This is a genomic window from Furfurilactobacillus cerevisiae, assembly GCF_048961765.1.
GTDB classification, from domain to species: Bacteria; Bacillota; Bacilli; order Lactobacillales; family Lactobacillaceae; genus Furfurilactobacillus; species Furfurilactobacillus milii_A.
The window spans coordinates 1709305-1731591 of record NZ_CP185253.1 but is presented as its reverse complement, the minus strand read 5'-3'; the positions used below and the strand labels follow the sequence as shown (position 1 = coordinate 1731591).

Below are 22287 nucleotides of genomic sequence, written 5' to 3'. Positions count from 1 at the left end.
AACGTTTGGGCTATAAACCCAACGTTAGGCCTTATTTTGTGTTCGTTAGCACGCTTATTCCTACCAGTTATTAGTTTGACGAGCTAATAACTGCGGATCTGAATAGAAAAAGTTGGTAAACGTAACTGTTTTTGGAGAACCGGCGCTTACGAGCGAAATCATTTTATGAACTGATCCTGTCATATAATGTGGTGTATAAATCATGCCTTCAATGAGCCAATTTTTGATTAAACCAACATAAGCAGAAACCGTAAAGGCAATTTGAATATTAATTGGTACGCCGATGTCAGCAAACGCCGGTTTCATCTGATCGTAGAAACGATTTAGATAGCCAGTCATTCGGGCATATAATTCATGTTCAAATAACCCATTTTCCTGTGTATTCAACAAAACGTTGAACATCTGAGCGTCTTTTTCAATGTAATTAAAGGCGTTGTTTAAGTAAAAGACATTGACGGCATGACCGTTCAGAAAGGCATAATGCTCTGGTAAACTGTCAGTGCCGTCGTCAATGACGGCATCGAAAAAGTCATCCAAAATTTCAGTCATGGCACGTGAAATGAAATCTCGCTTGTCTTTATAATGTAAATAAAATGTTCCTCGAGTAATGTGCGCAGTTTCAGTGATCTTTTGAACACTGATATTTTCAATTTTGTATTGTTGCATCAGACTGATTAGGGCAGTTTTTAAACTTGACCGCGTTTTAATCACCCGAGGGTCCAAATGTTTAACCATGATGCACCCCCAAGTTGCTCAATTTATTAGACAGCACTCTGATAAATGTTTACAAAGCCTATTATATAAGAAATGAAAGCGCTTCGTCAACAGATAAAGGGACTATATTACACATTCTTGCAAGCGAATACATTTGTGCAGTATAGTAATCTTTTAACTTATGTTTCGTGGCCGCCGCGTATAGTTCAAGAAATCTAGGGCGAATTTACAATTGAAATGCAACACAAAGTAAAAAAATAAACCCATACCGGGTAGAATATGTTTAACGACCAAATCAAACAATTCGAGGTATCCGGTATGAGCTATAAACATCTTACTATAAAAGAACGTGAAATACTTATGTTTTTACGAGCTAAGGGGTTATCTATCCGGGCTGTTGCGTTACGGCTGGGGCGAAATCCAAGCACTATTTCACGGGAGTTAAAACGTTGTGCAGGTAATTATTCCCCAAGCAAAGCAGATAATGACTATCATCAAAAGCGGCAGAATTGTCACAAGAAGCGGCTATTAGACAGCCATCCACAATTACGCCGTCAAATTGTTCATTACATCTTAGATCTGCACTGGTCACCAGAGCAGATTACCGCTCGCTTTAATAAGGAACATCAATGGTGTGTTAGCTACAACACAATTTACCGTCATATCTATCAACACAATTTAGGTGAGAAGTACTCCTCACGTGGTGATACCGGTATTCAGCGCCATCTCAGACATAAACATCGGACTCGGCATTCAAAGAATACTAGACGACATCGAGAAGTACAGACCGACTATATCTCGATCCATGAGCGCCCTGGTTTTATCAACCAGCGTCAACGTATAGGTGACTGGGAAATTGATACTGTGATTGGTCGAACGGGTCACTCCATCCTTTTAACGATTGTCGATCGGCTTAGTCGGCTTACGCTTATCAAAAAGGTTGTGCAAAAGGACTCGCAGGAGATAAATAAAGGCTTAGTTGAACTGTTAGGGGCCATTCCTAAAGAATTTGTTCATTCTATTACACCAGATCATGGGACCGAATTTCTTCATCTTGATGAAATCAGCGAAAGGTTAGGTGTTACTGTCTATTGGCCCGATCCATATTCGCCTGAACAGCGTGGAACAAATGAGAATACAAATGGATTAATCCGGGAATATTTTCCCAAGCGAACAGATATTGATAATTATACAGAACAGGACGTTGAACACTGCCAAAAGCAGTTAAATCAACGTCCTCGCAAAGTGTTAAACTATGAAACCCCATATGAAGTATTTTTTGACAAACCGTTGCACTTAGTTTGACAATTCGCCAGATATAAAAAAGAATTTTGTCCTTTTCTTTGCGGTTTTAACTGTGATACACTGTTCTAGTCCCAAACTTATCCGTTTGGGATCATTCCAGGCGGTCACTTCGGTGATCGTCTTTATTTTTATATCAGCACTATAGATGACTAAATTTGGTTTTAATTACTTAGACAATTTGTTCAATCCCAACTTGTTGCTTGGCAATTATATTGAATAATCTTCTAAACTTAAATTGACACTGTCGATTCCGTTTTTTATACTAATTAAGGTTAAGTTTCGCAACAGTAGCTCAGTTGGATAGAGCATCGGTCTTCTAAACCGAGGGTCGTGGGTTCGAACCCCACCTGTTGCATTTTTGCATCTTCGGTTTTATTACCAACTGATAAGCGGCGAATGGTATAAGTATGTTTTTTCGTTTTAAAATAAGCTACTAAATTTGGCTAAAGTACAAACAGGGATTGCTCTCAACAGCAATTCTTTTTTATTTTGGCCTCGTGCCCAGGAAAACAACTGTTTCCTAATTTCGGGGACATAGGTCAGTACTTTTCTTAATTTCTATTTTGAGCCCTAAAGGAACTTTAAAAATAAGTCGCTGAGTTCCGGTCAAGGCGTCTTTTTTGGTACAATGAGTCTAGTTTGAAGTTCGCTTATTGAGGAGTGTTCACATGTGGAAGAAGATTGTGGCAACATTTGCCGTTTTGGGGTTATTGATTACACTAACGGCTTGTGGCCAGAAAAGTTATGCAGGCGTTCAGGTTTCGGAGAAAAAGTACGAACGGGTTCAATCGGAAAATGACGATATCAAAACATTGGTAACAGCGCTACAAAAATTTCGGTATGATGATGACAAAAGCGCCGATACTGTGTATAAGGCTGCTGACAAGCTGAATCAGGAGTTGCGCCCTGGACTTAGTGAAACACAGAAAAAACAATTAGGGGTTGCCCTAGGGGATGGTGCAACAGGTGTGAAGGGCATTGTCAAAGCAGCGGTTAGCAAGCAATACAATTTTGACGATGAGGTTGCATCTCAATTTCATGCTAATTTCCGTATTGTGTTCGACTTAGCCTCATTTTCAATCGGTAACTCAGTTCAACAACGTAGCAAGATTGAAACACAGATGCGAAAAGACACCAATGCGGACACAGAACTCTATAAAATCGGTACGCAGGAATAGCCGTTTATTAACGATTTGGTAAAAGATGACATAAATCTCTTAAGAAGGCTTAAGGTAGATTGCAAATTTAATCCGAATTTTTGGACAAATTGGTCAGCATAACCTGATACGGTGTTTTCCAGTCAAGTATTTTAAGCGGTCTCTGGTTAATTTGGAGTAACGTCGTCGTTAAATCTTGAGCACTAATGTGCTCAAAACGAGTCCCCTTAGGATAAAAATAACGTAAATTCCGATTAAAGCGTTCATTACTACCACGTTCAGCTGGCGTATAAGCATGACAGTAATAGGTCTTAATACCATATTGTGATTCAAATGATACTAGCCCACTAAACTCAGTACCACGGTCCACAGTAAAACTGTGCACCGGTCCATTAAAAGTTGTTAGGAACTTAGTCAGTGCTTCATTAACACTCGCTGTCGTTCGGTCCTTTAACCGATATGCCCAAAGGAACCGTGATTTGCGATCGATTAAAGTTAATAAAACTGCCTTACTATGCCCACGAGGGCCAACGACGGTATCTAGTTCAAAATCACCGATGCGATTACGTTGATTAATCATCATGGGACGCTGTTCAATCGATCGCCCCAAAGATTGATTATATTTGGATCGTTGGTCAACGTTACGCCGTTGGCGTACGCCATGTTCAGGTAGATCATTCAAGGAGAAACCAATTCTCCCCTGATTTAGCCAATTATAAATAGATTTAGTCGCTAGTTTAAATTCGTGAGCAATCATTCCTGGTGACCAGCTTAGATGTAAATGGTTGAGAATTGTTTGCTTTAACTCATCGCTCAGCTTAGTTTTCCGACCACATCGTGATCGCTTGTATTCGGCATCTGTTTGTGCTAATTCAGCCTGATAAGGTTGACATCGAGATAATTCATAAGAAATTGTTGACGGTGATCGGTTCAGCCGAACGCCCATTTGGATATTGGACAGCCCTAGTTCACAAAAGGTTTCGATTTTAATTCGTTCGGAATAGGTTATACTAGACAAAAGATCAGCTCCTAAAAGATGGGTTTGTTGTAAACACCATTTTAAAGGAAGCTGATCTTTTTTGTCCGAACAGCGTTCGGATTAATTTTACAATCTACTTTAAATTGAATATGAGCATCTGTGATTGATAAACTGGAAACAGTTACTTAATCAAGTTAAGGGAGGTTTTTAGATGGTTGCCGTATTGATTTTATCCATTGTTTTGATCGGAAGTGGCGTGTGGGAATTGATGGGTCGTTCGTCAGCATCGCATCTGTCAACTAACCGTACAACCGCTCAACCAGATCATCGTCAGCATTAGTTTGTTTGAAAAATCGACTATTAGCTCTTTAACGTAGTGTGAAACCAGTGTGTTTCCACTGCGTTTTTTGTTACAATTGAAGCCGGCTGAGATGTTTTGCCAGAAAAAGGTCTTGAAGCATTTGACGCACCGGGTCTTCTCTGGTAAACTCTTACTGTTGTATTTGTGGACTTCCCACACTGCAACCGCGCAAAATAAGTTTTAAGTTTTCTCTGTTTAGGCAGTGAAACGCTTATCTTTGGCGAGTCTAAGAAACTTTTAAGGAGGTGCACAACGTGTACGCAATTATTAAAACTGGTGGTAAGCAATACAAGGTTGAAAAGGGTTCACCTGTCTTTGTTGAAAAGCTTGATGCAAAGGAAGGCGACAAAGTTACCTTTGACGAGGTTGTGTTAGTTGCTAGCCGTTCCATTAAGATCGGAACACCATATGTTGATGGTGCTTCAGTTACTGGAACTGTTGAAAAGCAAGGTAAGGAAAAGAAAGTTGTTACTTTCAAGTACAAGCCTAAGAAGAACCAACACACTAAGACAGGTCACCGTCAACCTTATACGCGTGTCATGATTGATGAAATTGCTGGCGCAACTTCATCAAAGAGCGCTGACGCAGACAAGTAAACAACTACGAAACCACGCTAAGCTATTATGATTAAAGTCGATATTTCGAGAAATGCTAAGCGCCAACCGGTTCGGTTTGTTATGACTGGCCATGCAGGTGCTGGTGATTATGGTGAAGATATTGTTTGTGCGGCAGCATCCGTGCTGGCGATTACCACTGTCAACGCATTGGATGAAATTGCTGGGGTTCACCCGACAGTTTCATCAGATGATGACAATGGTGGCTTCTTGGAGGTGATTATCAATGATCGCAATCAAGCAGTTGAAACAATTTTAGCCACATTTATTTTAGGCATGACGCAAGTTGCACAGAAATACACTCAATTCGTTACGATTAGTGATGGTCACATTAACTAATGGAGGTGTAACCACATGTTATTGGATATGAACTTACAATTTTTCGCTCACCATAAAGGGGGCGGATCTACTGCCAACGGTCGTGACTCTGCTGGTCGTCGTTTAGGTACTAAACGTGCCGACGGTCAAAAGATCAACGCTGGTTCCATCATCTACCGTCAACGCGGAACTCACATTCTGCCAGGTATGAATGTTGGTCGTGGTGGTGATGACACATTGTTTGCTTTGACAGACGGTGTTGTTAAGTTTGAACGTAAAGGTAAGGATCGCCGTCAGGTGTCCGTTTACCCTGCCGCTGAAGCAGCAGAATAACAATCGATCAATAAACGGGCATAATGTTAAGGCATTGTGGCCGTTTTTTGTTTGATTTAATTAGTGATGAGGAGCGATAGCATGGGACAAAAACGGATTGCTAAGGTTCAAGGCGTTTTGGATCAATTACATTTAGATGCTTTTTTGGTGACGGATGAGTTTAATCTACACTATTTAACAGGCTTTGCTAATGTTGGTGGTGACGGATGTTTATTAATTACTGGCGATCAGTCTTTTATGATTACCGATGCTCGGTATGAAACCGAAATGAAGGCTGAATTAGATCCACAAATCACATTAATGATTACGCGTGACTATTATGGAACAGTTGTTAAGCTAGCTGCAGACCAAAATCTTAGTGTGATTGGTTTTGAAGACACATTACCATATGTTATTTGGTCTATGTTAGATGAACAACTTGCCGCTGATTTTGTTGGACTACATGCAGTGGTTGATCATTTGCGAGAAATTAAAGATGCCGACGAAATTGCTAAGTTACGTCGTGCGATTCGTTTGTCATGTGAAGGTTATGATGCTCTGCTGCCGAACGTTCACGTTGGCATGACGGAAATTGAAGTTGCCAATAAGTTGGATGCTTGGATGCGCGCACATGGTTCGACCGGGCCTTCATTTGATACAATTGTTGCCAGTGGCTATCGTTCTGCAGAACCGCATGGGTCAGCCACAACAAAGAAGCTCGCTAAGGGCGAATTGGTCACTGTTGATTTTGGCTTCTACTTCGACGACTATACGTCTGACATCACTCGCACATTTGCGTTAGGACAACCAGATCCTGAGTTAGTGGATATTTATAATCTAACTAAGACGGCTAACCAGGCAGTTATTGATGCAATCAAGCCTGGCGTAACCGGCGCTCAACTGGATGCTGCAGGTCGTGATTTGATTAAGGCGGCCGGATATGGTGCCGAGTTTAATCACGGCATGGGACATGGCATTGGTTTGAATATTCATGAAGAACCTCAAGTTTATGGACCAAGAATTCCTTATGCCATTCAAGCTAACCAGATAATCACTGTTGAACCAGGGATTTATCTGCCAAACCTTGGTGGCGTTAGGTTGGAAGATGATGTTCTGGTGACGGAAAACGGTGCTGAGGTGTTAACAACCTCTTCTAAGGACTTAAAGATTTTGTAGTCGTTTAAAATTGCCAACTATTGCAACGACGGGATGCGTTACTGTATACTGAACAAGAATGAATTTTAACAAGTGTCATATTTGGGCGTTTTGTGTGCCCAATATGCCTTTAGGAGGAACAATTATGTCAATCTCTACTGCAGACTTTAAAAATGGTCTGACGATTGAAGTTGATCACGCTATTTGGCGGATCGTTGAATTTCAGCATGTTAAGCCCGGTAAGGGTGGCGCCTTTGTGCGTTCAAAGTTAAAGAACTTACGGACAGGTGCCGTTCAAGAAAAGACTTTCCGTGCCGGTGCAAAAATGGAATTGGCTGAAATCAGCCAAGCTACCATGCAATATTTGTACAACGATGGTTCGAACTACGTCTTCATGAACACTGAAACTTATGACCAAGTTTCAATTCCAAACGAACAGATGAAAAATGCTGCTAAGTACCTGTTGGAAAACATGGAAGTTAGCGTAACCTCATTTGGTAACGAAATCTTGGGTGTTGAAGTACCAAACACGGTTACTTTAACGGTTAAGGAAACTGAACCCGGCATTCGTGGCGATACTGCTACTGGTGGCTCAAAGCCAGCAACAATGGAAACTGGTTTAGTTGTTCAAGTGCCATTCTTCGTGAATGCAGATGATAAATTGATCATCAACACACAAGACGGTTCTTACGTTTCAAGAGCTTAGTTTGGATTGGAGGCCATTATGCCTGAAGTCAATAACATTACCTTAAATCAACCAGCTGATGCACTAGGTAGCATTGAAATTGCATCGGATGTTCTGGAGATTATCGTTGGTGTTGCGGCTAGCCAAGTAGACGGTGTTAACCGGATGCGTGGTACGATTGCGAATAATGTTTCGGAGTTGTTTGGCCGTACTGAACACAGCAAGGGTGTCAAGCTGAGCGTTAACGATGGCGAGATTTCTGCTGACGTCTTTGTCTACCTGGACTATGGTGTTAATGTGCCTAAGGTAGCCTTGGAAATGCAGGATAAGGTCAAACAACAAGTTACTTTGATGACGGAACTGCCAATGGGTGAGGTTAATGTTCACATTGTTGGTATCGTTCCAGAAAAAAATGATTCTGATATTGATCCAGATGACATTTTTGGTGACCGCGCCGCTGCCGCTGGCGACGACGAACAAACGACCAGCAAAGATGGTGACTTGTAGTGAGCTTAAATAGACATCAGATTAGAAAAATTGCATTTCAAGTGTTGTTTGCAAAACATATGAATGCAGATGCGAATGTGGAAGATCTGTATCGTCAATTAATTCCTAGCCAATCAGATCAACCCACTGTGGTGCCTGAGTATTTAGTCACATTGGTAAATGGTGTGACTGAAAAGGAAGCTGAACTTGACGAACAGATTAGTCCGTTGTTAGCAAACAAGTGGTCCATTTCTCGATTGGCCAATCCTGATTTAATTATTTTAAGATTGGGTCTGTATGAGATGGAGTACTCTGCTGAAGTTCCCACACGTGTCGCGCTTAATGAAGCCTTGGAGTTGGCAAAAGAATTTTCTGATGACAATTCACGACGATTCATTAACGGGGTTTTATCAAAGCTTTTTGATAAAGCAGATACTTCTTCTGCGGAATAAAGTTGAATAACGATGTCATTAATTGGGACCATGAGGTCTGAATTAATGGCATCTTTTTTGTGCTTCTTCGTTAATTTCTCAATGAAAATGCGTATGTAATGAGTATCTAAAACACACAGTGAATGTGTTAAAATTATTCAGTATGAACGAATAAAAGTGTGAATTTAAAAAGTTAGGGGCAGTTTTATGACAGCAATAAAAGTTGATGGTCGTGCGACCGCTAAAAAAATAAATGCGCAGTCTGCTGAGCAAACACGGAAGTTGACGCAAAAAGGTGTCATTCCGGGATTAGCTGTCATTATGGTGGGGGATGATCCTGCCAGTGCCATTTACGTTCGAAATAAGGAACGTAAAGCTGCCAAGTTGCAGTTTAATTCTGTTGTGAAGCATTTGCCGGCCGACGCTTCACAAGCCGAGGTCATTGCCCTAGTCCAGCGCTACAATGAGGATCCGCAAATTCATGCGATCTTGGTACAATCACCATTGCCTAGCCATCTTGATGAGGAGGCGGTGGTGATGGCGATTGATCCACGCAAAGATGTTGACGGTCTGCACCCCGAAAACTTGGGTCAATTGTTTGCTCAAGTTGGTGAGAACTTTCCTGTTGCGTGCACGCCGAAGGGCATCATGACGCTACTTTCTCAATATCAGATTTCACTACCAGGTAAACGCGTCGTGATGGTCGGGCGTAGCCGATTAGTTGGCAAACCATTATTAGCGTTGCTTAATAACGCTAATGCGACGGTAACATTGGCTCATCGGCATACGACAGATTTAGCGGAGCTAACCCGTTCTGCAGATATTGTCATTGTGGCGGTTGGACAGGCTGATTTAATTACTCGTGAAATGATTAAGCCGGGCGCAGTCGTCATTGATGTGGGCATGAATCGTGACGAAAGTGGTCAACTCACAGGTGATGTTGCAAAGGATGTTGCGGATGTTGCTGGTTATTTGACACCTGTGCCTGGTGGCGTTGGTCCGATGACGATTGCGACGTTAATGCAACAAACGATTCGGTTAGCGGCATGGCAAACTGGACAAGTGGTGGATTAAATGGCAGACCGTGAAGATTATCTATCAGTTACAACGTTGACACGTTACCTTAAACGAAAATTTGATGCTGATCCGTACCTTGGTCGTGTGTATCTAACAGGAGAAATTTCCAATTTTCGACCGCGACCGAATGCCCATCAATATTTCAGTTTGAAAGATGACCATGCCAAAATTAATGCAATTATGTTTAAATCCGCTTTTGCAAAAGTGAAGTTTCAACCTGAAGAAGGCATGAAAGTTCTTGTGACCGGGCGGATTTCGCTGTACGAGCCATCCGGTAGTTATCAAATTTATGTAGAGCGGATGGAACCAGATGGTGTCGGTGCCTTGTACCAAGCTTATGAGCAATTAAAGCGTAAGCTAGCCAGTGAAGGCTTGTTCGAGCGTCGTCAACGGCCGTTGGTTAAGTACCCAAAGCGTATTGCGGTTATTACTAGTCCATCTGGGGCTGTCATTCGTGATATCATTACAACTACTCGCAGACGTTATTCCATTGCCCAGCTTGTGTTGTTTCCAGCGCTAGTTCAGGGTGATGCAGCGGCAGATGATATTGTCCGACGCATTCAACAGGTGAATGAACTTGGCACATTTGACACTCTGATTATTGGTCGTGGTGGTGGTTCTATAGAAGATTTGTGGCCATTCAACGAGGAACGCGTAGCGCGTGCAATTGCAGCTAGCGAAATCCCTGTCATCTCGTCAGTGGGCCATGAAACGGATACGACAATTGCCGATTTAGTAGCGGATGTGCGAGCAGCTACGCCTACTGCGGCTGCCGAGTTAGCTACACCTGTGTTGTCAGAAACATTGTTGGCCATTTCGCAATTACAGGGTCGGTTATTTCAAGCGATGACTAGCCAAATTCAGTTAGATCGTCAGCGGTTAAAACAAGTTCGCCAATCTTACGTATTCACGCAGCCACAGCGTTTGTACGAAGGTTATACGCAGCGTGTTGCACAGCTTACCGATCAGTTGGTTAATGATCAACGTCAGCTGTTGAATGGCAAGCAACAGCAGGTGGCAACCGTTCGGGCTCGCTTGAGTGCGCATTTGTTAACGGCTCGTGTGAAAAATGGTCGTCAACAGACCGATGCATTAAGTCATGAGCTTCTTAGTGTGAGTGTTAATATGATCAAAACGAAAAAAACGCAGTTACATGCTCTGATTAATCAACTGGATTTATTGAGTCCACTAAAAATTATGACGCGCGGGTATAGTTATGTGACGGTTGAAGGTCAAGTTGTTAAAACAGTTGATCAGCTGTCTGAAAAGCAGGCCGTTATGTTGCACTTAGCAGACGGTCAAGCGGCGGCCACAATAAATAGCGTGGATAAGGAGAAAGACTAACATGGCAGAGGAAAAAAAGGCACAACCAACGTTTGAAGAAAACCTTACAGCGCTTCAAGCAATCGTAACAAAATTGGAGCAAGGTGACGTACCGCTAGAAACAGCGCTAACTCAATTTCAACAAGGGGTTACGTTGAGTAAGCAGTTACAAGATACTTTGGACAATGCAGAAAAAACGTTGACCAAGATGATGAATGATAATGGTCAAGAAGTTGATTTTGAGGCTGCTCCCGATTCGGCAACAAATCATGAATAAACAATTACGTATTTTCGAACAAGAATATGTGCCAAAAATCAATCGGTTGTTGGATGAAAAATTAGCAACCAGTGCTAATCAGTCGTTGCTAGGCCAATCAATGGCTTATTCCGTTAAGGCCGGTGGCAAACGGTTACGGCCTTTACTGACATTGGCAACAATAGTGAGTTTGAATAAAGAAATTACGGCAGCTGAAATGCAAGCAGCTGTGGCTGTCGAATTGTTACACACGTATTCGTTAATTCACGACGATTTACCCGCGATGGATAATGATGATTTACGTCGAGGTCAAGCAACAAATCATAAAGTGTTTGGTGAGGACATTGCTATCTTGGCCGGTGACGGACTTCAAGCGTTGGCCTTTGACTGGCTAGCGACAGCACCCTTAGATGCTTCAATCACAATTCGTTTGGTGCAAAAATTAGCTGTCGCAGCCGGGCCTAAAGGAATGGTTGCAGGCCAAGTAGAAGATGTTTCGACTACTGGCAAGCGGATTCCACTGGCTCAGTTACAAGCGTTGCACAAACGTAAAACGGGTGCGCTCTTGGAGTACGCAGTTATGGCGGGGGCCATCATGGGTCACGCAACGGCGGAACAATGTCATCATTTTGCTCGCTTCGGCGCAGCATTTGGTTTGGCATTTCAAATTTATGATGATATTTTAGATGAAACTGCAACGGCTGAGCAGCTAGGCAAGACGCCCAATAAGGATGAGGTTGAGGGTAAAAACACCTATCCACGGTTGATTGGGTTACCTGCTGCACGGCAAGCGTTAAACGCCAGTATTGAGGATGCTCGGCAAGCTTGTGATGCGCTGTCAGACAGTGGTGCTGATGGAAACATCCTGAGCGCATTCTTGAGCTATTTTGAGGGTTAGAAAGGGAAAAACACATGGAAAAACAACGTGTCGACATCCTGCTTGTTGAGCAGGGAGTATTCACGTCTCGTGAGCAGGCCAAACGGGCAGTAATGGCCGGTGAGGTGCTAGGGAAAAATGAAGAACGATTAGATAAACCGGGTGAGCGAATTCCAACAGATACGGAATTGCATATTAAAGGCGATCCGATGCCTTACGTGAGCCGAGGCGGTTTTAAACTAGCCAAGGCACTTAAAGTGTTTAACATTGATGTAACTGGCCAAACAGTGCTAGACATCGGTTCTTCCACGGGTGGTTTCACCGATGTTATGTTGCAAAATGGTGCTGTCCGCTCATATGCGCTAGACGTTGGCAGCAATCAGCTGGTGTGGAAGTTACGCGAAGATCCGCGTGTCGTTGTTATGGAACACACGAATTTCCGTTATTCGAAACCTGCGGACTTTACCTTTGGTCGGCCAACATTTGCTAGTATTGACGTATCCTTTATTTCACTACATCTCATCTTGCCTAACTTGAAAACAATTTTGCAGCCTCAAGGCGAAGTGGTTGCGTTGATTAAACCACAATTCGAGGCAGGTAAAAATAATGTTGGTAAGCACGGCATTGTTAAAGACCCAAATGTGCATGAATCAGTTCTGAATGATATTGTCTCCTTTTCATTGGCAACAGGTTATTCTGTTACAGGACTGGATTTTTCACCAATTAAGGGTGGCGAAGGAAACATCGAGTTCTTAATCCATCTTGTGAACACAGACGGAGAGGGACAACTGTCGCCAAATGTGTCCGTGAAGGAAACGTTGGCGTCAGCTTATGCCCAACTGAATCAAAAGTAGAGGGTGGATCGTTCATGAAAAAACGGGAACGGCAGGCAATCATTCGGCGCGTTATCGTTAATAATGCTGTTCATACACAGACGGAATTGGTGCTTTTGTTAGACCGAGAGGGACTTGATGTTACACAAGCGACAATCTCTCGAGATATCACTGAGATGCAATTGATTAAAGTGCCTGACGAAAATGGGCGCACGTATTACACGTTTTTTACTGACCGACCAATCGATGGTGAGAGTAAGTTGCGACGAAACTTAAATGGCAATGTTATTGATATGACCATTAATAATCAATTTTGTTTGCTTAATGTGCTGCCAGGAAACGGCCCGGTTATTGCAAGTTTAATCAAACAGATGAATTATGATGAGGTTTTTGGTGTGTTAAGCGATGACAGTACCGTTTTGATTATTGCCTCAACGATTGATCATGCTGTGCAAGTTCGTTCAAGACTGGCCGAGTTGGGTGCGGAATAAGTTAAGTTTTAGACATACCACGATAGGGTCCCTAAACGAGGACTTAAGGAGCAAGGAATGCTACAGGAATTATCCATTAAGAACTTTGCAATTATTGAAAAATTGAATATTGCCTTTGATGATGGAATGAGTGTTCTGACTGGTGAAACAGGTGCAGGTAAATCCATCATTATTGACGCTGTTGGTTTACTGGCCGGTGGTCGCGCTTCCGTTGACTTTATTCGTAAAGGGGCAACCAAAGCGTCGATACAGGGATTGTTCGTGCTACCAAAGTCTTCTGTCACTTTTGAAGTGTTGTCAGACCTTGGTATTGATCATGCTGATCAACAAGTGGTTATCGATCGAGAACTGAATAAAAACGGGCATAATACTAGTCGTGTTAATGGCACATTAGTTAATACCACCACCCTCAAACGCATTGGGGAGACAATGGTCGATATTCATGGTCAAAACGAACATCAAGAATTGATGCAGCCAGAAAAGCACTTACAGTTGTTAGATGAGTACAGACCTAACGCTTTAGCTAAGTTGAAGCAAACGTATACAGATAAATATGATGAATACCGGCGATTACGTAAGCTGGCAATTGACAAACGTGACCACGCTCAAGAATGGGCACAGCGAGTCGATATGTTGACATTTCAAGTGCAAGAAATTGAAGATGCCAATCTGTCGCCCGATGAAGAGGACACGTTGATTACAGAAAGAGACCGTTTGGCCAATTATCAAAAAATTGTGACGGCCTTAGAAAGCAGTCATGAAGCCATTGATGGTGGTGAAGATGGTTCAGCCTTGGATCGTATTGGTGTCGCAATGGCAGCTATGCAAGAAATCGCCACATTAGATCCTGAATATCAGGCATTGTCTGACACAATTGCGAGTGCCTACTATGGGCTTCAGGATGCAACTAATGGTCTTTCTTCACAACTTGATAATCAGGAGTTTGATGAAGGACGTTTAGACGAAATCGAAGCACGTCTGGAGGTTATTCACCAATTAAAGCGTAAGTACGGCGATTCTGTACCCAAGGTGTTGGCCTATTTTGATAAAATCAAAGTTGAATTGGATCGTATGCAGGGTGATCAGGACGATGATCAGACGTTGATGACCCAGTTGAATAAGGCCAAGACTGCGGTGCAAAAAGCAGGTAATGAGCTTAGTGAAATGCGACAAAAATTAGCTAAGCAATTAGAGGAAGATGTTCACGAACAATTGAAAGCTCTCTATATGGAGAAGGCCGTTTTTAGTGTTCGATTTTTGAAACATGAAGAAACGCCATTCTTTACGACTGGGATTGATAACGTTGAATTCTATATTCAAACAAACCCTGGTGAAGATCCCAAACCATTGGCCAAAACGGCCTCTGGCGGAGAACTTTCGCGGATGATGCTGGCATTGAAGACGATTTTTTCTGAAAACCAAGGTGTAACAAGTATTATTTTTGATGAAGTGGATACTGGTGTTTCAGGGCGGGTTGCTCAGGCCATTGCTGAGAAAATTATGGTAATTGGTCGCCACTCTCAAGTCTTGTGCATCACTCACTTACCACAAGTTGCCGCGATTGCGGATCATCAATTTTATATTCAGAAGCAGATCAACAAGGGACGCACTAAGACCAGTGTTGATAAGTTGACAACTGCTAAACGGGTAACTGAACTAGCACGGATGCTGGCCGGTACGACTGTGACAAAATTGACAACCGAACACGCCTCAGAGTTGTTGAAAATGGCAGATGCAGAAAAAAAGCAGTTAGCTGAATCATGAGGTAGAGTAGTTGGTTTGACGATATTTAAAAATTAAACGAAAATAAAAAGCACTTGCGTTAATAGTTCCTGATCAGATACTCAGGAACTATTAACGCAAGTGCTTTATTTTATACAACTGGTGAAACGTCATTCCTTCAAATCCGCAATCAATAGTCGCTAAGGCTTAAGCAACCATCAAGCCGAAACAGATTTGACGAATTTGTTCTGGTAAAACTAAATAAGTTTTGCCAGTTGCATGATTGGTAATCGTCAGAATGTCTTGGTCCTGCCTAAGAGTACCAGTAACTGTCGTGAGTTTCTTGGCAAACGGGTTTGATGGTTGGTTTAACATGATTGAGACAACTGCATGCTGTTTAAGCGCACGATCAAGATGGGCAATAATCACGTCAGACGAAAACTGTGGATGACGTAGTGTATCGCCACGTTCTGCTGTGAAGAAGCTTCTAATATGCTGACCAAAAGAAAGACGACTATGGTGTGAAAGAACCGATGAATGGCGAATACTATGATGAAGTGTTGATTTTGTCATCACAGGGTTAATATAAGTATTTGGCATTAATTGTTCCATAGTCGTGGCCTCCGAAATTTCGTATCGCTCGTCATTAAGAAAATGACGAAAACAGTTGAATTATTTTTCTAACGTTCGACAATCCGTTCGTGATAGCGAACGTCTGTTTGACTATTTATATTATACGAACACGCGTTCAAAAAATGCAAACATAAATTTCAATTCTGTTAACAAGCTTTTTTAAAGGGACACTTTTCATGCAAAAGTTTCTAAAACGGCATATTTAGCGGCAAATGTCGTAGTTGAACGCTTGAAATTGACGCAAAAAAAGTGCAAAATAATTGTTAAATTCTTTTTTAGGTTATAGATGAAAGGAACGAAGCAGTCGATGCCGAAACGTGGAATGTTAATTGTTCTTTCTGGTCCATCAGGGGTTGGTAAAGGAACAGTTCGGAAAGCAATGTTTGACCAGGGAGGAACTGATTTTCAGTACTCCATTTCAATGACTACCCGTCAGCCACGGGAAGGTGAGGTAAACGGGAAAGACTACTTTTTTGTGAGCAAAGAGACGTTTGAGCACAACATTGAAACCGGTGAAATGCTTGAATATGCTCAGTATGTCGATAACTATTACGGAACACCAATGCAATATGTTAAGGATACCTTAGCTTCTGGAAAAGATGTTTTTCTTGAAATCGAGGTCAACGGTGCCATGCAAGTTCGTGAGAAGATGCCTGACGGTGTTTTTATATTCTTAACCCCGCCTGATTTAATGGCATTGAAACAACGGCTGGTCGGCCGTGGTACAGAAACCATGACAGTTATTAACGAACGTATTCACCAGGCTGTTACAGAAATTAAAATGATGCGGAACTATGATTACGCAGTCGTTAATGATAAAGTGGATCTTGCTGTTGATCGAATCCGCGAAATTATTAGAGCGGAGCGTTTGCGGGTGCCTAGGGTTTACGCAGACTATGCACAAATGTTAGAATCAAAGCAGGTTACCGAGACGGAAAATGGGAAGGACGCTTAAATTATGATTTTATATCCATCAGTAGATAAGCTTTTAAAGAAAGTTGACTCACGTTACTCACTGATTATGTTAGCTTCCAAACGGGCACATGAGTTAGACGCTGGCGCACAGGAATTATTGCCACATTATCAATCAGTTAAGTCCGTCGGCAAGGCGCTTGAAGAGGTTGAGGCTGGTGAAGTCACAATTGATCCTGACCACGAAGAAGACTTAGGTACTTCAACACCTAAACCAACTGTTCAATAATAGCGTTCTTTAAAAAAGAGTTAGGCAACAAATTCAGTTTAAAAATTAATTTTTATCACACGATGATTCTATTCCTAAATTGTAGGAATAGGGTCATTTTAGTTTCGCCTTCTTTTAAATAATCATTAGCGCTGCCTGGTCCTTTCGAATTGGCGTTGCTGCCGTTTGAAACCTGATAAATATAACCCATGGTAAGACTTCGGCTTTCACTCATTGACAATTCACAAATAAGAGACTTCAAAAAATCTTGACTGGAGGGAGTCAAACAATGCCATTTTTTCCAGAATGCGCTATGCTTAAAGGGTAGTGAAAACGAGGGGGTTGTTCTCATGAACACGGAAATTAAAGCAGTTGTTTTTTTTGATTTAGATGGAACACTGTTTGATGATCAAAAAAATGTTCTGCCTGAAAGTATTGCTGCGATAAAGGAAATGCAACAACACGATATTTTGCCAGTGATTGCAACAGGCCGTAACATCTTTGAGATTCAGGACGTATTGGATGAAACGGGCATTGACACGGTGGTTAGCGCCAATGGGTCGTACGTTCAGTATCGTGGTAAAGAGTTATTCCGCGAAGCAATTGATCAATCGCTTATCGAATCATTCACAGCGTTTGCAAATGAACAGGGTGACGCCGTTGCTTATTACAACAATGAAGGTTTTGCATTGACCAAGACAACGGATGATATCGTTAACAACTACAAGGCGCTGCGCTTATCGATTACGGTGGATCCAGAATATTACCTTAAGCATCCCATTAACTTTTTAAATGTTTTTAACCGTGACAAGGAAGATCTCTATAACGAGCATTTTGCTGGTCAATTAACTTTGGTGCGAAATAATCCGGTCTGTTTGGATACCATGAAGAGCGGCGTTACCAAACGAAGTGGGTTAGAAAAATTGCTTCAACAGGCTCATTTGGAAGGTATTCATACTTATGCATTTGGGGATGAATTAAACGATCTTGAGATGTTTGCTAGCGTTGATACAGCCATTGTTATGGGAAACGGTAATCCCCGTGATAAAAAGGTCGCCGATTACATTACTACGACGAACACAACGGATGGAATTGTCAACGGCTTAAGGCACTATCAACTCATCGCGAGTAAATGATGCCGATAAAAAACATTCAGAAAGGGAGCAGCAGATTCATGAAGATTAAAATTCCAACTGAAAATGGGTACATTGGTGACCGTTATAGTCGTCATGCTCAACCGGATGAAATGTACGCAGGCCAACCGGTGATTTCATTTCCGATGACGTTCACTGATTTACCAGCAGGTACAAAAACCGTTGCATGGAAACTGTTAGATGATGACGCGATTCCTGTTTCAGGTTTTACGTACATTCATTGGATTGGGGCTAATCTGTCTGCTGAGCACGCTGAACTTAAAGAGGATGCCAGCCGCCGTGAAGGTGAAGCCTTTGTTCAAGGCAATAATAGTACGGCGGGTGGTCTGATTCACCAAACGGATCCGGCAATTACACGGCATTACGTTGGTCCAACGCCGCCAAACGGTGATCATGTCTATACGGTCACGGGGTACGCTTTAGATACCACATTGCCACTGCAAAACGGTTATTGGTTAAATGAGTTTTATCGGGCAATTAAGGGGCATGTTTTAGAAACTACCAAGACAACATTTCTTGGGCGTTCTTAATAGGTGCAGCTTTTGTTTTATGTTCTAAGATAATCAAAAAAACGACTTATCGATTATGAAATCGGTAAGTCGTTTTTGAAACTTATTATCCCGTATTAATTTGAGTCGATTAATTGTCCATTTGTGCTTTGATATTATCAAGGGTTAATGCACTAGTGTCAGCAAAAATAACATTAGCAGCGCTTAGTTCTTGCTTATCGCCAATTCCAATAGAGGTTTCATTAGCGGCGTTGATGCTAGCTACTCCGGCCGCAGCGTCTTCCACACCAGCACAAACAGATGGATCTAAGCCAAGAATTTCTGCGCCCCGGGTGTAGATTTCTGGATCAGGCTTACCCTTACTTAAGGTAGCAGGGTCAACAATTTTGGTAAAGTAGTCGGACAAACCAATATGACCTAAAATAGTTGGTGCATTTTTTGAAGCAGAAGCCAAGGAAATCTGGTAACCGTTGGCAATCAAATCATCTAAAAACTCCTTAATACCAGGGAAGACGTCATTAGGTGTCATGTTTTTGATGAGTGACAGATAATTGTCGTTTTTCTTTGTTGCATAGGCAACTTTTTCTTCCGGGGTATAGTCATTTTCTTTATCGCCGGCCTTTAAAATCATTTCCAAGGAATCCATTCGGGAAACGCCTTTTAAGCCATTAGCTAGTTCTTCGGTCCAGGTCACACCAAGTTCGTCAGCTAGTTGGTGCCAGGCTTGTCCGTGGTACTTTGCCGTACCAGTAATTACGCCATCCAAATCAAAAATAAATCCCTTTAAATCCGCAAACTTTGTCATTAATAAAACCTCCGCAAATAATTTTTAATTTGATGATTCGTTTGAACACCTGCAATTAATTTTTTAATTGTAAGGGTTTGTCCGGTGAAACTGAGAACCCTTGCCCGCGAACCGTGAGTTTAGCTGGCTTATCTACAGTCACATGAATGCTAGTGTGGGTGAGATCAAACTTATATAGTACACCCTTAAAGCGTTCGCTAAACGCGAGACGGTGCCAATCTTCTGGTAAGTGTGGATCAACAGACAATTCAGATTCGAATTCATTGACACCACCATAGTTACGCAATTCTAGCATTAAGACGGCACCCATAACACCAAGGTGAATGCCTTCAGCAGTTGTGCCACCCTGAATGTCATAGTAGTCAGAACGTAAAGCGGTGTTGAAGAAAGCGAATGACTGATCCATGTTGCCGTCGATCAGACTTAATTCTGAATAGACGATCCTTGATAAGGTTGATCCGTGAGTGGTTCGTGCCAAGTAGTATTCGATGTTCTTAGTGAGATATTCACCTGGCATTTTATAGCCCAAGGTTTTCAGAACATTATCAATCGTGTTAAAGCTTAGGTTGTAGTAAGCCATTAAGGCATCCGCTTGTTTGGCAACCTGATAAGAATCCGGTGATTTGCCTTCAGCTTTTAACAACCGGTCAACCCGCGAAATGTTACCGTACTTTTTACGGTATTTTTCAAAATCGAGCGTTGGCAATTTAAAGTAGCCAGCAAACTGACCGATAATCCCATCTTTATTGATGTCCAATGCTAGATGATGAGCGATGTCATCAAAAAGATTGAAATCATCATCGTTAAGTCCGACTTTGGTTGTGACCGTTGACCAGTCCTTGGCTGGCATTGCCTTATGAATGTTGACTAAAGTTGTAAACAGCCAACTTACCATGATATTGGTGTAGGCATTGTCTGTTAGGCCAGGTTCATCGGCATTAGGATAGTTTTCGTGAAACTCATCTGGGCCCATGACATTTTTAATATCATAACGACCGTTGTCATTTTTAACGGCCTTACTGGACCAGAAGTGGGCAATTTCAAGCAACATTTCCAGACCATATTTGGTCATGAACTCGGTGTCATTAGTTGAGTGGTAATAAAGCCAAACGTTGTAAGCAATAGCTAATGAAACATGGCGTTGCAAACGACTGTTATCGGGATCAAATTTGCCACTGTCGGGATTAAAGTGAAGCAGTTGCGACTGTTCATCCCCGAATTGCGCCGACTGCCAAGGATACATAGCACCGTCATAATGTTCAGCAGCCGCATTTTGTTTAGCAGCGTCCAAACGTTTGTAGCGGTACATGAGCAATTGGCGGGTGAGGGATGGCGTATGCAAGGTGTAGTAAGGCAGGATGAATAATTCGTCCCAGAATACGTGACCCCGGTAAGCTTCCCCATGGAGCCCACGAGCCCCGACAGAGGCGTCTAAATGCGGATTACTGATTGGGGAAGCAGATACGAATAGGTGATAAATGTTAACTCGTGTTAACTTTTGGGCAGTCAAATCCCCGTCAATCTGAATATCACTGTCTTGCCAAACTTCATTCCAGAAGTTGGCGTTTTGTTGCACGATACCGCTAAAGGTGACACCGTCTAATTCTGATGTAACGGCGTTATTTAAATCATCCTTGGTTTCCAAGGATGTGTTGATAGCAACCGCTTTTTCAATAACATAAGTCGTGCCAGTTTGTGCTTGGAACGAGAAGTTTTGTTCGAGGACGTCATCGGTAACGCTTTCATTTATCTTTGTTGATGGCGTTATTTCTTGACTTGAAAGGCGACTGCCAATTGAAAAAGCGATCTTGGAAGTTTTGGTTTGACCGCTGAGCATGGCATCCGAGACATTAATGGTGGTTTCGGTGACGTCGAAATGACGACCATCGAACGATTTGTAACGATCTACATTGGCGTTAGTAACGCTACCATCGATTCTTGAGAAAACGGTGACAGTACCTTCAAAGTTCATGGGTGTGATTTCATAACGGATGGCAAAACGGTGCCACTGATTCATATCGGCGACCCGTTGTGCACAGATTTTGAGCAAGTGGCCAGTTGGTAAGGATACCAACATTGTTGTAGTGAGCACACCTGTATGTAAATCTAATGAACGGTAAATGTCAGAAATGTTTTCTTTTTTGACGGAAAACGGTTCTTGATGATCGATGCTAAAGGACAGGTACTGGGCGTTTGGCAAGTTAACTAAATCTTCGTTCACCACGTCACGACCATTGATTTTGGTGGTTAGCTGATTGTATAAACCTGCAACATACATGCCAGGGTAATTGTCAACATCTGCATTAGCTGCCAAGTATGCACCCCGTAAACCATAATAGCCATTACCAATGGTGAGCATTGCTTCTTGGCCGTAATTACGTTTTGCTGCATATTCGCCGTAGTAATCAAGGTGCCACTGATTGTATTGACGCTTGTTTTCAATGGCTTCGGCTAAGCCATTACGATTAGCCGTTTCTTGACTGACAACGGGGATGTTCAGCATGTTGGACAATGCTAGACCCATGTCGATTCGCTGGTGATTGACCCCAATAATGGTATCTGAAAAATCATATTCCAATGGGTTTTCAATCAGTGCGGCATCGAAATCGATGCCGGCCAGTTTTTCACGAATCTTCTCAAGATTTTCACCAATGGGCACATCAGGATCGCACACAATGGTAATTGTTTTTGTCGCGTTTGTTTTTCCGTTTGGTACGTAGGAGAGCTCAAAGGCGTCATCGAGGACGCGGACTGAAAACGTACGCATATTGCCTTACCCCCTAAAAAGTATGTGATGTAAATGCATCTACTATTATCGTAAATTTAATTTTGTGACTTCTCAACCTTAATGTCTTATTTCATTGAAAAAAGTGCGTCTATTATGATCAAGTTTGTTTGACGGGTGAAACG

General features: G+C 42.2%; 25 protein-coding genes, 1 tRNA gene and 1 other annotated feature. Of the genes, 21 read left to right on the top strand and 5 right to left on the bottom strand.

From position 1 onward, the window contains the following. Positions 1 to 60: 60 nt before the first annotated feature. The gene (locus ABUE36_RS08285) at positions 61 to 738 is read right to left on the bottom strand and encodes a TetR/AcrR family transcriptional regulator (protein ID WP_404825467.1); all 678 of its coding nucleotides are present in this window, start codon (positions 736 to 738) and stop codon (positions 61 to 63) included. A 294-nt stretch (positions 739 to 1032) separates the two neighbouring features. Here ABUE36_RS08285 and ABUE36_RS08280 point away from each other — a divergent pair, with 294 nt between their 5' ends. From ABUE36_RS08280 to ABUE36_RS08270, 3 genes are all read left to right on the top strand, one after another. Then, positions 1033 to 2019, top strand: coding sequence for an IS30 family transposase (locus tag ABUE36_RS08280; protein WP_191982121.1), 987 nt, complete (start codon positions 1033 to 1035; stop codon positions 2017 to 2019). Positions 2020 to 2300: 281 nt separating this feature from the next. Then, positions 2301 to 2374, top strand: a tRNA-Arg gene (locus tag ABUE36_RS08275). Positions 2375 to 2687: 313 nt separating this feature from the next. Further along, on the top strand, positions 2688 to 3197 hold the full coding sequence (locus tag ABUE36_RS08270; protein WP_421016571.1) for a lipoprotein: 510 nt from the start codon (positions 2688 to 2690) through the stop codon (positions 3195 to 3197). 67 nt (positions 3198 to 3264) lie between these two features. Here ABUE36_RS08270 and ABUE36_RS08265 read toward each other — a convergent pair whose 3' ends face one another. Continuing rightward, on the bottom strand, positions 3265 to 4194 hold the full coding sequence (locus ABUE36_RS08265) for an IS30-like element ISLpl1 family transposase (RefSeq protein ID WP_096109805.1): 930 nt from the start codon (positions 4192 to 4194) through the stop codon (positions 3265 to 3267). Between the two features lie 474 nt (positions 4195 to 4668). Further along, positions 4669 to 4754: a sequence feature (ribosomal protein L21 leader region), on the top strand. Positions 4755 to 4770: 16 nt separating this feature from the next. Between ABUE36_RS08265 and rplU the strand changes: the two genes are divergently transcribed. The 14 genes from rplU to recN all read left to right on the top strand — a co-directional run bounded on the left by rplU (position 4771) and on the right by recN (position 15138). Next, positions 4771 to 5112 carry a 50S ribosomal protein L21 gene (rplU, locus tag ABUE36_RS08260; protein WP_421016570.1) on the top strand — a complete coding sequence of 114 codons (342 nt, stop codon included), beginning with the start codon at positions 4771 to 4773 and terminating at the stop codon, positions 5110 to 5112. Between the two features lie 27 nt (positions 5113 to 5139). Then, positions 5140 to 5469, top strand: a complete 330-nt coding sequence (locus ABUE36_RS08255; RefSeq protein ID WP_421016569.1) for a ribosomal-processing cysteine protease Prp — start codon at positions 5140 to 5142, stop codon at positions 5467 to 5469. Positions 5470 to 5484: 15 nt separating this feature from the next. After that, complete coding sequence (gene rpmA / locus ABUE36_RS08250; RefSeq protein ID WP_017261758.1) at positions 5485 to 5781, top strand: 50S ribosomal protein L27; 297 nt, start codon at positions 5485 to 5487, stop codon at positions 5779 to 5781. An 81-nt stretch (positions 5782 to 5862) separates the two neighbouring features. After that, a complete protein-coding gene (locus ABUE36_RS08245; protein WP_421016568.1) occupies positions 5863 to 6936 on the top strand; it encodes a M24 family metallopeptidase in 1074 nt (357 codons plus the stop codon). Between the two features lie 124 nt (positions 6937 to 7060). Beyond that, positions 7061 to 7621, top strand: coding sequence for an elongation factor P (gene efp, locus ABUE36_RS08240; protein ID WP_017261760.1), 561 nt, complete (start codon positions 7061 to 7063; stop codon positions 7619 to 7621). 18 nt (positions 7622 to 7639) lie between these two features. After that, positions 7640 to 8107, top strand: a complete 468-nt coding sequence (locus ABUE36_RS08235; RefSeq protein ID WP_017261761.1) for an Asp23/Gls24 family envelope stress response protein — start codon at positions 7640 to 7642, stop codon at positions 8105 to 8107. Then, positions 8107 to 8538 (top strand): transcription antitermination factor NusB, encoded by a 432-nt coding sequence (gene nusB / locus ABUE36_RS08230; protein WP_421016567.1) that lies wholly within the window; start codon positions 8107 to 8109, stop codon positions 8536 to 8538. The genes ABUE36_RS08235 and nusB overlap by 1 nt, the downstream gene beginning before the upstream one ends. A 186-nt stretch (positions 8539 to 8724) precedes the next feature. Continuing rightward, positions 8725 to 9591 (top strand): bifunctional methylenetetrahydrofolate dehydrogenase/methenyltetrahydrofolate cyclohydrolase FolD, encoded by an 867-nt coding sequence (gene folD, locus ABUE36_RS08225; protein ID WP_421016566.1) that lies wholly within the window; start codon positions 8725 to 8727, stop codon positions 9589 to 9591. Further along, complete coding sequence (gene xseA, locus ABUE36_RS08220; RefSeq protein ID WP_421016565.1) at positions 9592 to 10938, top strand: exodeoxyribonuclease VII large subunit; 1347 nt, start codon at positions 9592 to 9594, stop codon at positions 10936 to 10938. A 1-nt stretch (position 10939) separates the two neighbouring features. Further along, positions 10940 to 11194 carry an exodeoxyribonuclease VII small subunit gene (locus ABUE36_RS08215; protein ID WP_161003271.1) on the top strand — a complete coding sequence of 85 codons (255 nt, stop codon included), beginning with the start codon at positions 10940 to 10942 and terminating at the stop codon, positions 11192 to 11194. After that, positions 11187 to 12071, top strand: coding sequence for a polyprenyl synthetase family protein (locus ABUE36_RS08210; protein WP_421016564.1), 885 nt, complete (start codon positions 11187 to 11189; stop codon positions 12069 to 12071). The genes ABUE36_RS08215 and ABUE36_RS08210 overlap by 8 nt, the downstream gene beginning before the upstream one ends. Before the next feature lie 14 nt (positions 12072 to 12085). Further along, complete coding sequence (locus ABUE36_RS08205; protein ID WP_421016563.1) at positions 12086 to 12904, top strand: TlyA family RNA methyltransferase; 819 nt, start codon at positions 12086 to 12088, stop codon at positions 12902 to 12904. Between the two features lie 14 nt (positions 12905 to 12918). Further along, on the top strand, positions 12919 to 13374 hold the full coding sequence (locus ABUE36_RS08200; RefSeq protein ID WP_421016562.1) for an arginine repressor: 456 nt from the start codon (positions 12919 to 12921) through the stop codon (positions 13372 to 13374). Positions 13375 to 13431: 57 nt separating this feature from the next. Beyond that, complete coding sequence (gene recN, locus ABUE36_RS08195; RefSeq protein ID WP_421016561.1) at positions 13432 to 15138, top strand: DNA repair protein RecN; 1707 nt, start codon at positions 13432 to 13434, stop codon at positions 15136 to 15138. Positions 15139 to 15303: 165 nt separating this feature from the next. On the opposite strand, the gene ABUE36_RS08190 is transcribed toward recN, so the two are convergent. Further along, entirely contained in the window at positions 15304 to 15708 is a 405-nt protein-coding gene (locus ABUE36_RS08190; protein ID WP_421016560.1) for a hypothetical protein, read from the bottom strand. Positions 15709 to 16036: 328 nt separating this feature from the next. Between ABUE36_RS08190 and gmk the strand changes: the two genes are divergently transcribed. From gmk to ABUE36_RS08170, 4 genes are all read left to right on the top strand, one after another. Continuing rightward, on the top strand, positions 16037 to 16684 hold the full coding sequence (gmk, locus tag ABUE36_RS08185; protein WP_421017480.1) for a guanylate kinase: 648 nt from the start codon (positions 16037 to 16039) through the stop codon (positions 16682 to 16684). A gap of 3 nt (positions 16685 to 16687) precedes the next feature. Beyond that, positions 16688 to 16930, top strand: coding sequence for a DNA-directed RNA polymerase subunit omega (gene rpoZ / locus ABUE36_RS08180; protein WP_017261772.1), 243 nt, complete (start codon positions 16688 to 16690; stop codon positions 16928 to 16930). Positions 16931 to 17259: 329 nt separating this feature from the next. Continuing rightward, the gene (locus ABUE36_RS08175) at positions 17260 to 18045 is read left to right on the top strand and encodes a Cof-type HAD-IIB family hydrolase (protein ID WP_161001422.1); all 786 of its coding nucleotides are present in this window, start codon (positions 17260 to 17262) and stop codon (positions 18043 to 18045) included. 38 nt (positions 18046 to 18083) lie between these two features. Beyond that, a complete protein-coding gene (locus tag ABUE36_RS08170; RefSeq protein ID WP_421016559.1) occupies positions 18084 to 18593 on the top strand; it encodes a YbhB/YbcL family Raf kinase inhibitor-like protein in 510 nt (169 codons plus the stop codon). 109 nt (positions 18594 to 18702) lie between these two features. On the opposite strand, the gene pgmB is transcribed toward ABUE36_RS08170, so the two are convergent. Then, entirely contained in the window at positions 18703 to 19377 is a 675-nt protein-coding gene (gene pgmB, locus ABUE36_RS08165; RefSeq protein WP_421016558.1) for a beta-phosphoglucomutase, read from the bottom strand. A gap of 55 nt (positions 19378 to 19432) precedes the next feature. Continuing rightward, positions 19433 to 22144, bottom strand: a complete 2712-nt coding sequence (locus tag ABUE36_RS08160) for a glycoside hydrolase family 65 protein (RefSeq protein ID WP_421016557.1) — start codon at positions 22142 to 22144, stop codon at positions 19433 to 19435. Positions 22145 to 22287: the final 143 nt, after the last annotated feature.